A 9,133-nucleotide genomic window follows, 5' to 3' on the forward strand; every position below is an offset into this window, starting at 1 on the left:
CTCCCGCCGTGGCCACTCCCGCCGTGGCCAGATGCAGTCCATGGAAGATGCCCAGGGCGTCAAGGTTATTCGCGCACACGTCCCGCTGTCCGGCATGTTCGGCTACATCGGTGACCTGCGTTCGAAGACCCAGGGCCGCGCTGTGTACTCCATGACGTTCAACAGCTACGCCGAGGTCCCGAAGGCAGTTGCCGACGAGATCATCCAGAAGAGCCGCGGCGAGTAGTCCGCAAGGACAACACGCAGCTGCAACAAACTCGGGTGCGTTCCCTCCACAGGGAATTCGCCTGGTGCTGGCGGCCGGACTCCGGCCGCCAGCACGAACAGGCTCGAGGGACTAGTATTAGTTCCTGAATCTGCAATTTCACCAATCCAAAGCCCCCCAAGTAGACTTACTGGAGTTTCTGCCGCGACAAGCGCGGTCGAAGGGTAAGTCATTTGAAAACGTTCTAGGAGGAACCTGTGGCAAAGGCAAAGTTCGAGCGGACTAAGCCGCACGTTAACATCGGTACCATTGGTCACGTTGACCACGGTAAGACGACGCTGACGGCCGCCATTTCCAAGGTGCTGTACGACAAGTACCCGACTCTCAACGAGAAGCGTGACTTCGCGTCCATTGACTCTGCTCCCGAAGAGCGTCAGCGCGGCATTACCATCAACATCTCCCACGTTGRGTACCAGACCGAGAAGCGCCACTACGCACACGTAGACGCTCCGGGTCACGCTGACTACATCAAGAACATGATCACCGGCGCTGYTCAGATGGACGGTGCAATCCTCGTGGTTGCCGCCACTGACGGCCCGATGGCTCAGACCCGCGAGCACGTCCTGCTCGCCCGCCAGGTTGGTGTTCCCTACCTGCTGGTGGCCCTGAACAAGGCTGACATGGTCGATGACGAGGAACTCCTCGACCTCGTCGAAATGGAAGTTCGTGAGCTGCTCAGCTCGCAGGGCTTCGATGGCGACGAAGCACCGGTTGTTCGCGTTTCCGGCCTCAAGGCTCTGGAAGGCGACCCGGAGTGGGTCAAGTCCGTTGAGGACCTGATGGCTGCTGTCGACGAGTCCGTGCCGGACCCGGTTCGTGACCGCGACAAGCCGTTCCTGATGCCGATCGAAGACGTCTTCACGATCACCGGCCGTGGCACCGTTGTTACGGGCCGCGCCGAGCGTGGAACCCTCGCGATCAACTCTGAGGTCGAGATCGTCGGCATCCGCCCGGTCCAGAAGACCACGGTTACCGGTATCGAGATGTTCCACAAGCAGCTCGACGAAGCATGGGCCGGCGAGAACTGTGGCCTCCTGCTCCGCGGTCTGAAGCGCGACGATGTCGAGCGTGGCCAGGTTGTCGTCAAGCCGGGTTCCATCACCCCGCACACCGACTTCGAGGCTAACGTCTACATCCTCTCCAAGGACGAAGGCGGACGTCACAACCCGTTCTACTCCAACTACCGCCCGCAGTTCTACTTCCGCACCACGGACGTAACCGGCGTTATCACCCTGCCGGAAGGCACGGAAATGGTTATGCCCGGCGACAACACTGAGATGACCGTTGCGCTCATCCAGCCGATCGCTATGGAAGAGGGCCTCGGCTTCGCAATCCGCGAAGGCGGCCGCACCGTTGGTTCGGGACGCGTCACCAAGATCATCAAGTAATTACTTGTTGATCTGAGCATGATCTCCTGATCGGAGGGCCGTTCGACGGCCGCCGTGACGACAGAACAGCCCCGCTGCACTGCAGCGGGGCTGTTCTGTTTAAGACCCTGCTACCGTTGCTGATGAAGAGAGGAGCCCGGGATGGAATGGATCATTTTTCTGGTGGTGGTAGCCGCCGTTGTTTCGGCCGGCCTGTGGGCCAAGAAGTACTTCCGGCACGAGATCGACCGTGCCAAGCGCATCAACCGCGCCAACAAGAACCAGTAGCGCCCCCGGCACGCACCGGCGGACCGGCCGTCCACGTCTAGCCGGCTGGCCGCTCCTGACGGGCCCGGCTCAGCGCCTGGTACCAGTAGAACGACTTCTTCGGTGTCCGGACCTGGGTGTCAAAATCGACGTGGACCAACCCGAAGCGCTGCGAATAGCCCGCCGCCCATTCGAAGTTGTCCATCAACGTCCAGACGTAGTAACCGAGGAGTTCGACGTCGTGGGCGACGCCGCCCGGCGCGGTCGCCGCGAGGGCATGGCCCAGGTGGTCGGCGAGGTAGCCGATCCGGCCGGCGTCGTCGATGGGACCGTCCACGTGGTCCGGTTCGGGGAAACTGGCGCCGCTCTCGGTGATAAAGAGCGGCGGAAGTGCCTCGCCGTAGCGGTCCTTCATTTCGCGCAGCAGCCCACCGAGGTGGTCCGGTGCCACCGGCCAGCCGAAACCGGTGGTCTTGTACTCCGGGAAAGCCGCGAAATGGAAGGGCAGCTTCGCCATGGCTTCGGCGGAGCCGACCGGGCTGTCCGCCGGCCCACGGCCGGTACCGACCTTGACGGGGTAGTAGTAGTTGAGCCCGTAGAAATCGAGTGGCTGGTGGATATTACGCAGATCCGCGTCGGAGAACCGGCCGAGACCCTTGAACCAGGGGCGCGCCACCAGCGGCACCTTGGGGTAGCTGCCGAGCAGGATCGGGTCGGCGTAAATCCGGTTGAGCGCGAGGTCGAACACGTTCGCCAGCAACCGGTCCGTCACCGATCCGTTGGCCGGCCGGACGGGGGAGTGCAGGTTGGTGACGCCGATGGCTCCGGAAACGCCAGCGGCCCGCAGCGCCTGGACGGCGAGCCCATGGGCGAGCAGCTGGTGGTGGACGGAGGGCAGGGCACCAAAGAGCAGGTCCCGGCCCGGGGCGTGCACGCCGAGGGCATAGCCGTTCAGCGTCACCGAGGCTGGCTCGTTCAGGGTGACCCACTGGGCCACCCGGTCGCCGAAGCGGGCACCGGCCGCGGCGCTGTACTCGGCGAAACGCTCCGCCGTCGCCCTGTTCATCCAGCCGCCGCGGTGTTCCAGCGGTAGCGGGGTATCCCAGTGGTACAGGGTGGCCATCGGAGAGATGCCGGCTTCAAGCAGCCTGTCGATCAGCCTGTCGTAGAAATCCAGGCCCTCCGCGTTGAATGGGCCGGTGCCGTCCGGCTGGATCCGGGGCCAGGAGATGGAGAAGCGGTAGGAGTCGACGCCGAGCTCCCGCATCAGCTGCACGTCATCGTCCGCACGGTTGTAGTGGTCACAGGCGACGGCGGGGGAGTGGCCGTCCTGGATGGTGCCTGGTTTTTCGGCGAAGGCGTCCCAGCCCGAGGGCCCGCGGCCGCCCGCCGCGAGGGCGCCTTCAATCTGGAACGCGGCCGAGGCCACCCCGAGCACAAAGTCCTGGGGAAGCTTTGCGGCGAGGTCATGGACGGCGGGGGAGTCCTGCACGGTCATGACCCTATCTTCGTTGCGGCGCTTCCCGAAGGCAATGACCGGGGGTACCGGAAGGCGCTGTCAGGGGGCGGGAAGCGCGAGGGCGGACAGCTACAGGACCGCTGGCGGGGGCGAATTCGCTTCTGCCGGATAATTCGGGCATACTAGATGAGTTGTTCAAGCGCTCTTTCGCGTCCCGATCCGGATAATGCCGGGTGTCAGGGTCCAGGTAGGAGCCCAAACAYAACCCACTCTCCAAGGTATTGCGGACGAGTTCGCGTGAAATGCGCGACACGCCCGACCGCGGGGGTCGGTTGCGCCGGCAGGTTGAGGAACCCGGATTTATCCGGATTCAGCTTGTGCGGCGGGTGGTAGTTACGACTTCAAATGCTTCGGCAGCCGCACAACTAGTAAGTGAACAGGGCAGCCCTAATCAGGGGAAGCACAGACTGAAAGAGAGTCAGGCGACATGGCGGGACAAAAAATCCGCATCCGGCTGAAGTCATACGACCACGAGGTCATTGACGTTTCAGCACGGAAGATCGTTGAGACGGTCACGCGCGCAGGCGCAACTGTAGTTGGCCCCGTGCCGCTGCCGACGGAGAAGAACGTTTACTGCGTAATTCGCTCTCCGCACAAGTACAAAGACAGCCGCGAGCACTTTGAAATGCGCACGCACAAGCGTCTTATCGACATCATCGATCCCACGCCCAAGGCTGTCGATTCGCTCATGCGTCTCGACCTGCCGGCCGACGTGAACATCGAAATCAAGCTGTAGGGAGGTGCTGAGAGACTATGACCGCAACCCGTAACGTAAAGGGCCTGCTGGGCACGAAGCTCGGCATGACCCAGGTCTGGGACGAGAACAACAAGCTCATCCCCGTCACTGTGGTCCAGGCAGACTCGAACGTCATCACGCAACTGCGCAATGCAGACACTGATGGCTACGTCGCCGTTCAGATCGGCTACGGCCAGATCGACCCCCGCAAGGTCACCAAGCCGCTGGCTGGTCACTTTGAAAAGGCAGGCGTCACGCCTCGCCGCCACGTCGTAGAACTGCGCACTGCAGATGCTGCTTCTTACGAGCTGGGCCAGGAGCTCTCCGTTGAGCTCTTCGAAGCCGGCCAGAAGATCGACGTCGTTGGCACCACCAAGGGTAAGGGCTTCGCCGGTGTTATGAAGCGTCACGGCTTCCACGGTGTTGGAGCTTCCCACGGTGCCCACAAGAACCACCGTAAGCCCGGTTCAATCGGTGGCGCATCCACCCCGAGCCGCGTCTTCAAGGGCATGAAAATGGCCGGCCGCATGGGCGCCGTTCGTCACACCACGCTGAACCTCACGGTCCACGCGGTTGACGTCGAGAAGTCGCTGCTCCTCATCAAGGGTGCCGTTCCCGGCGCCCGCGGCCAGGTCGTACTCGTACGCACCGCCGTGAAGGGAGCCTAGTAATGACTAGCACTGTCAAGGTTGACCTGCCCGCAGAGATCTTCGACGTACAGACCAACGTGCCGCTGCTGCACCAGGTCGTCGTTGCACAGCTCGCTGCTGCTCGCCAGGGTACCCACAAGACCAAGACCCGCGCCGAGGTTTCCGGTGCAGGTCGCAAGCCGTTCAAGCAGAAGGGCACCGGCCGCGCCCGTCAGGGTTCCATCCGTGCTCCTCACATGACCGGTGGTGGCATCGTCCACGGCCCGACGCCGCGTGACTACAGCCAGCGCACCCCCAAGAAGATGATTGCTGCTGCACTGCGCGGCGCACTCTCTGACCGCGCCCGTAACGGCCGCATCCACGTCGTTGCTGAACTGGTAGCCGGCACCAAGCCGTCTTCCCGTGACGCACTGGCAACGCTGCGTGGCGTCTCCGAGCGCAAGAACCTGCTCGTTGTCATCGACCGCGCCAACGATGTTGCTGCACTCTCCGTGCGCAACCTCCAGGATGTTCACGTTCTGTACGCAGACCAGCTGAACACCTACGACGTGCTCGTTTCTGACGACGTAGTCTTCACCAAGGCTGCCTACGAAGCATTCGTTGCTGACAAGGCTGCAAAGAACGAGGAGGATGCCAAGTGAGCGCAGCCACCATCAAAGACCCGCGCGACGTCGTGCTTGCACCCGTCGTTTCGGAAAAGAGCTACGGCCTGATCGACGAGGGCAAGTACACCTTCCTGGTGGACCCCCGTTCGAACAAGACCGAGATCAAGCTGGCCGTGGAGAAGATTTTCTCCGTCAAGGTCGAATCGATCAACACCATCAACCGTGCCGGTAAGCGCAAGCGCACCAAATTCGGATGGGGTACCCGCAAGAACACCAAGCGTGCGATTGTGAGCCTCAAAGAAGGCACTATCGACATCTTCGGCGGTCCGCTCTCGTAGCGGAGACCACTTTAACGAGGAAATAAATTATGGGAATCCGTAAATACAAGCCGACTACCCCGGGCCGTCGTGGCTCGAGCGTAGCGGACTTCACCGAAATCACGCGGTCGACGCCGGAAAAGTCGTTGGTTCGTCCCCTCCCGAAAAAGGGTGGCCGTAACAACACCGGTAAGATCACGACCCGTCACAAGGGTGGTGGACACAAGCGCCAGTACCGTCTGATCGACTTCCGTCGCCACGACAAGGACGGCGTCAACGCCCGCGTTGCCGAAATCGAGTACGATCCGAACCGCACGGCTCGCATCGCCCTCCTGCACTACGTTGATGGCACCAAGCGTTACATCATCGCCCCGAACAAGCTGGCCCAGGGTGACACCGTGGAAGCAGGTGCCGACGCTGACATCAAGCCCGGCAACAACCTGCCGCTGCGCAACATCCCGGTCGGTACCGTAATCCACGCAGTTGAACTGCGTCCGGGTGGCGGCGCCAAGATGGGCCGCTCCGCCGGCGCATCGATCCAGCTCGTTGCCAAGGAAGGCCGCTTCGCCCAGCTGCGTCTGCCTTCCGGCGAAATCCGCAACGTTGACGTGCGCTGCCGCGCAACCGTCGGCGAGGTCGGCAACGCCGAGCAGTCGAACATCAACTGGGGTAAGGCCGGCCGTATGCGCTGGAAGGGCGTTCGCCCGACCGTCCGTGGTGTCGCCATGAACCCGGTCGACCACCCGCACGGTGGTGGCGAGGGTAAGACGTCCGGTGGACGTCACCCCGTCAACCCGAACGGTAAGCGCGAAGGCCGCACCCGCCGTCCCAACAAAGAGAGCGACAAGCTTATTGTTCGTCGCCGTCGTACTGGCAAGAACAAGCGATAGGAGCCTGGACACATGCCACGCAGCCTGAAAAAAGGTCCTTTCGTTGACCAGCACCTCTTTGTGAAGGTAGCCAGGGAAAACGAAAAGGGCACCAAGAACGTCATCAAGACCTGGTCCCGCCGTTCGATGATCGTCCCCGACATGCTCGGCCACACGATCGCCGTGCACGACGGACGCAAGCACATCCCGGTGTTTGTCACTGAGTCGATGGTCGGGCACAAGCTCGGCGAATTCGCTCCCACGCGGACTTTCCGCGGCCATGTCAAGGACGACCGTAAGGGCAAGCGCCGCTAGGCGCCTGCACTTACGTCAAAGACGAGAGAAGGAAAGCAATGGAAGCCAAGGCAATTGCGCGTCACATCCGCGTAACGCCTATGAAGGCCCGGCGCGTCGTCAACCTTGTTCGTGGTAAGCAAGCGAACGAGGCTCTGGCAATTCTGAAGTTTGCCCCGCAGGCAGCTTCGGAGCCGGTATTCAAGGTAGTTCAGTCGGCAATCTCCAACGCCCGGGTCCTCGCGGACCGCGACGGCGTGGCGTTTGACGAAGGTGACCTCATCATCAGCGAAGCGTTTGTTGATGAAGGCCCGACCATGAAGCGGTTCCAGCCGCGTGCCCAGGGTCGTGCATTTCAGATCAAGAAGCGCACGAGCCACATCACCGTGGTAGTCGCTACCCCGGAGAAAGAGGAGGCTCGCTAAGTGGGACAGAAAGTTAACCCGCACGGGTTCCGACTCGGTATCACCACCGATCACGTATCGCACTGGTTCGCCGACAGCACCAAGTCCGGCCAGCGGTACAAGGACTTCGTTCGCGAAGACATCCGTATCCGCCAGCTTATGTCCACGGGCATGGAGCGCGCCGGCATCGCCAAGGTCGAGATCGAGCGCACCCGCGACCGTGTCCGCGTGGATATCCACACGGCACGTCCGGGCATCGTCATCGGCCGCCGCGGCGCTGAAGCAGACCGCATCCGCGGCGAGCTCGAAAAGCTCACCGGCAAGCAGGTTCAGCTGAACATCCTCGAGGTCAAGAACCCCGAGATGGAAGCCCAGCTTGTTGCCCAGGGCGTGGCCGAGCAGCTGACTTCCCGCGTGGCATTCCGCCGTGCGATGAAGAAGGCAATGCAGTCCGCACAGCGCGCTGGTGCCAAGGGCATCCGTATCGCTTGCTCGGGTCGACTGGGTGGCGCAGAAATGTCCCGCTCGGAGTTCTACCGCGAAGGCCGTGTGCCCCTGCACACCCTCCGCGCGAACATCGACTACGGCTTCTACGAGGCCAAGACCACCTTCGGCCGCATCGGCGTGAAGGTCTGGATCTACAAGGGTGACGTCACCGCCAAGGAACTGGCTCAGCAGGCAGCTGCTGCTCCGTCCCGCGGCCGCGGTGCCGGCGATCGTCCGGGCCGCCCGGGTGGCGCTGACCGCGGTGACCGCCGTCGTCGCAACGACCGTCCGGCCGCCGACGCAGCTCCTGCTGCAGAGGCACCGGCAGTTGAGGCTGCACCTGCTGCAGTAGAAGGAGGACAGGCTTAAATGCTTATCCCACGTCGAGTCAAGCACCGTAAGCAGCACCACCCGGGTCGTTCCGGCGCTGCCACGGGCGGCACCGAGGTCTCGTTCGGCGAGTGGGGTATCCAGGCTCTGAGCCCGGCATACGTCACCAACCGTCAGATCGAGTCTGCCCGTATTGCGATGACCCGCCACATCAAGCGTGGCGGCAAGGTCTGGATCAACATCTACCCGGACCGTCCGCTGACCAAGAAGCCGGCCGAAACCCGCATGGGTTCCGGTAAGGGTTCGCCGGAATGGTGGGTCTCAAACGTCAAGCCGGGCCGGGTTCTCTTTGAACTCTCCGGTGTTAGTGAAGAGGTAGCTCGCGAGGCCCTGCGCCTGGCAATCCACAAGCTGCCGTTGAAGGCACGCATTGTGCGTCGCGAAGGTGGTGAGTAGAAATGGCAGTAGGATCCAAGGAACTTGCATCCGCACAGCTGGACGGTTTCGACAACGAGCGTCTCGTTGAAGAACTCCGCAAGGCCAAGGAAGAGCTGTTCAACCTGCGTTTCCAGTCCGCCACCGGCCAGCTGGAGAACCACGGTCGTCTGCGCGCGGTAAAGAAGGACATCGCACGCATCTACACCGTTCTCCGTGAGCGCGAGCTGGGCATTCGTGCCGAGGTTGCCGCACCGGTTGTGGAAGCCAAGGAAGAAAAGAAGTCCAAGAAGGCTGCAACCAAGAAGGCTGACAAGGCTGAAACGGTTGAGACCGAGGAGGACGCCAAGTGAGTGAAAAGGACGAGAACGTGACGGAAACTGTTTCCGACGCAGCCAAGGCTGACGAGCGCGGTTACCGTAAGACTAAGCGCGGCTACGTCGTCTCGGACAAGATGGAGAAGACCATCGTTGTCCAGGTCGAAGACCGTGTGAAGCACGCCCTCTACGGCAAGGTTATGCGCCGCAACACGAAGATCAAGGCTCACGACGAAGAGAACTCCGCCGGCATCGGCGACCTCGTTCTCCTC

Annotated in this window: 14 protein-coding genes and 1 pseudogene; 14 read left to right on the plus strand and 1 reads right to left on the minus strand. The window is 62.2% G+C overall.

The annotated features are described in order from the left end of the window. From fusA to AC1DHD_RS10710, 3 genes and pseudogenes are all read left to right on the plus strand, one after another. Window positions 1-226, plus strand: a pseudogene (fusA, locus tag AC1DHD_RS10700) (elongation factor G); the annotation flags it as partial. A 236-nt stretch (window positions 227-462) separates the two neighbouring features. Further along, window positions 463-1,653, plus strand: coding sequence for an elongation factor Tu (tuf, locus tag AC1DHD_RS10705; protein WP_476879702.1), 1,191 nt, complete (start codon window positions 463-465; stop codon window positions 1,651-1,653). 141 nt (window positions 1,654-1,794) lie between these two features. Next, complete coding sequence (locus tag AC1DHD_RS10710) at window positions 1,795-1,920, plus strand: hypothetical protein (RefSeq protein WP_476879703.1); 126 nt, start codon at window positions 1,795-1,797, stop codon at window positions 1,918-1,920. Between the two features lie 37 nt (window positions 1,921-1,957). Here the strand turns inward: AC1DHD_RS10710 and AC1DHD_RS10715 are convergent, their stop codons facing one another. Continuing rightward, on the minus strand, window positions 1,958-3,397 hold the full coding sequence (locus AC1DHD_RS10715) for a GH1 family beta-glucosidase (protein ID WP_476879704.1): 1,440 nt from the start codon (window positions 3,395-3,397) through the stop codon (window positions 1,958-1,960). A gap of 448 nt (window positions 3,398-3,845) precedes the next feature. Between AC1DHD_RS10715 and rpsJ the strand changes: the two genes are divergently transcribed. From rpsJ to rpsQ, 11 genes are all read left to right on the plus strand, one after another. Next, entirely contained in the window at window positions 3,846-4,154 is a 309-nt protein-coding gene (rpsJ, locus tag AC1DHD_RS10720; RefSeq protein WP_003803825.1) for a 30S ribosomal protein S10, read from the plus strand. Between the two features lie 17 nt (window positions 4,155-4,171). Beyond that, window positions 4,172-4,822, plus strand: a complete 651-nt coding sequence (gene rplC, locus AC1DHD_RS10725) for a 50S ribosomal protein L3 (protein WP_301226767.1) — start codon at window positions 4,172-4,174, stop codon at window positions 4,820-4,822. Window positions 4,823-4,824: 2 nt separating this feature from the next. Further along, entirely contained in the window at window positions 4,825-5,445 is a 621-nt protein-coding gene (gene rplD / locus AC1DHD_RS10730) for a 50S ribosomal protein L4 (protein ID WP_476879705.1), read from the plus strand. Then, window positions 5,442-5,747, plus strand: coding sequence for a 50S ribosomal protein L23 (rplW, locus tag AC1DHD_RS10735; protein WP_018773664.1), 306 nt, complete (start codon window positions 5,442-5,444; stop codon window positions 5,745-5,747). The genes rplD and rplW overlap by 4 nt, the downstream gene beginning before the upstream one ends. A gap of 29 nt (window positions 5,748-5,776) precedes the next feature. Beyond that, entirely contained in the window at window positions 5,777-6,616 is an 840-nt protein-coding gene (gene rplB / locus AC1DHD_RS10740; protein ID WP_024366131.1) for a 50S ribosomal protein L2, read from the plus strand. 12 nt (window positions 6,617-6,628) lie between these two features. Then, on the plus strand, window positions 6,629-6,910 hold the full coding sequence (gene rpsS, locus AC1DHD_RS10745) for a 30S ribosomal protein S19 (protein WP_018773666.1): 282 nt from the start codon (window positions 6,629-6,631) through the stop codon (window positions 6,908-6,910). 38 nt (window positions 6,911-6,948) lie between these two features. Continuing rightward, the gene (rplV, locus tag AC1DHD_RS10750; RefSeq protein WP_003803798.1) at window positions 6,949-7,314 is read left to right on the plus strand and encodes a 50S ribosomal protein L22; all 366 of its coding nucleotides are present in this window, start codon (window positions 6,949-6,951) and stop codon (window positions 7,312-7,314) included. Continuing rightward, a complete protein-coding gene (rpsC, locus tag AC1DHD_RS10755) occupies window positions 7,315-8,148 on the plus strand; it encodes a 30S ribosomal protein S3 (protein ID WP_476879706.1) in 834 nt (277 codons plus the stop codon). Then, window positions 8,149-8,565 carry a 50S ribosomal protein L16 gene (gene rplP / locus AC1DHD_RS10760; RefSeq protein WP_138768571.1) on the plus strand — a complete coding sequence of 139 codons (417 nt, stop codon included), beginning with the start codon at window positions 8,149-8,151 and terminating at the stop codon, window positions 8,563-8,565. A 2-nt stretch (window positions 8,566-8,567) separates the two neighbouring features. Then, complete coding sequence (gene rpmC / locus AC1DHD_RS10765; protein ID WP_011692802.1) at window positions 8,568-8,897, plus strand: 50S ribosomal protein L29; 330 nt, start codon at window positions 8,568-8,570, stop codon at window positions 8,895-8,897. Then, on the plus strand, window positions 8,894-9,133 hold a 240-nt coding region (rpsQ, locus tag AC1DHD_RS10770; RefSeq protein WP_476879707.1), incomplete at its 3' end, for a 30S ribosomal protein S17. The genes rpmC and rpsQ, both read left to right, overlap by 4 nt.

The organism is Arthrobacter sp. 05L45_2, from assembly GCF_056397525.1.

What these genes read in the sequence shown, in the direction of transcription:
- AC1DHD_RS10710 (WP_476879703.1), top strand. Translation starts at nt 1,795, where the DNA reads ATGGAATGGATCATTTTTCTGGTGGTGGTAGCCGCCGTTGTTTCGGCC.
- AC1DHD_RS10715 (WP_476879704.1), bottom strand. Translation starts at nt 3,397, where the DNA reads ATGACCGTGCAGGACTCCCCCGCCGTCCATGACCTCGCCGCAAAGCTT.
- rpsJ (WP_003803825.1), top strand. Translation starts at nt 3,846, where the DNA reads ATGGCGGGACAAAAAATCCGCATCCGGCTGAAGTCATACGACCACGAG.
- rplC (WP_301226767.1), top strand. Translation starts at nt 4,172, where the DNA reads ATGACCGCAACCCGTAACGTAAAGGGCCTGCTGGGCACGAAGCTCGGC.
- rplD (WP_476879705.1), top strand. Translation starts at nt 4,825, where the DNA reads ATGACTAGCACTGTCAAGGTTGACCTGCCCGCAGAGATCTTCGACGTA.
- rplB (WP_024366131.1), top strand. Translation starts at nt 5,777, where the DNA reads ATGGGAATCCGTAAATACAAGCCGACTACCCCGGGCCGTCGTGGCTCG.
- rpsS (WP_018773666.1), top strand. Translation starts at nt 6,629, where the DNA reads ATGCCACGCAGCCTGAAAAAAGGTCCTTTCGTTGACCAGCACCTCTTT.
- rplV (WP_003803798.1), top strand. Translation starts at nt 6,949, where the DNA reads ATGGAAGCCAAGGCAATTGCGCGTCACATCCGCGTAACGCCTATGAAG.
- rplP (WP_138768571.1), top strand. Translation starts at nt 8,149, where the DNA reads ATGCTTATCCCACGTCGAGTCAAGCACCGTAAGCAGCACCACCCGGGT.
- rpmC (WP_011692802.1), top strand. Translation starts at nt 8,568, where the DNA reads ATGGCAGTAGGATCCAAGGAACTTGCATCCGCACAGCTGGACGGTTTC.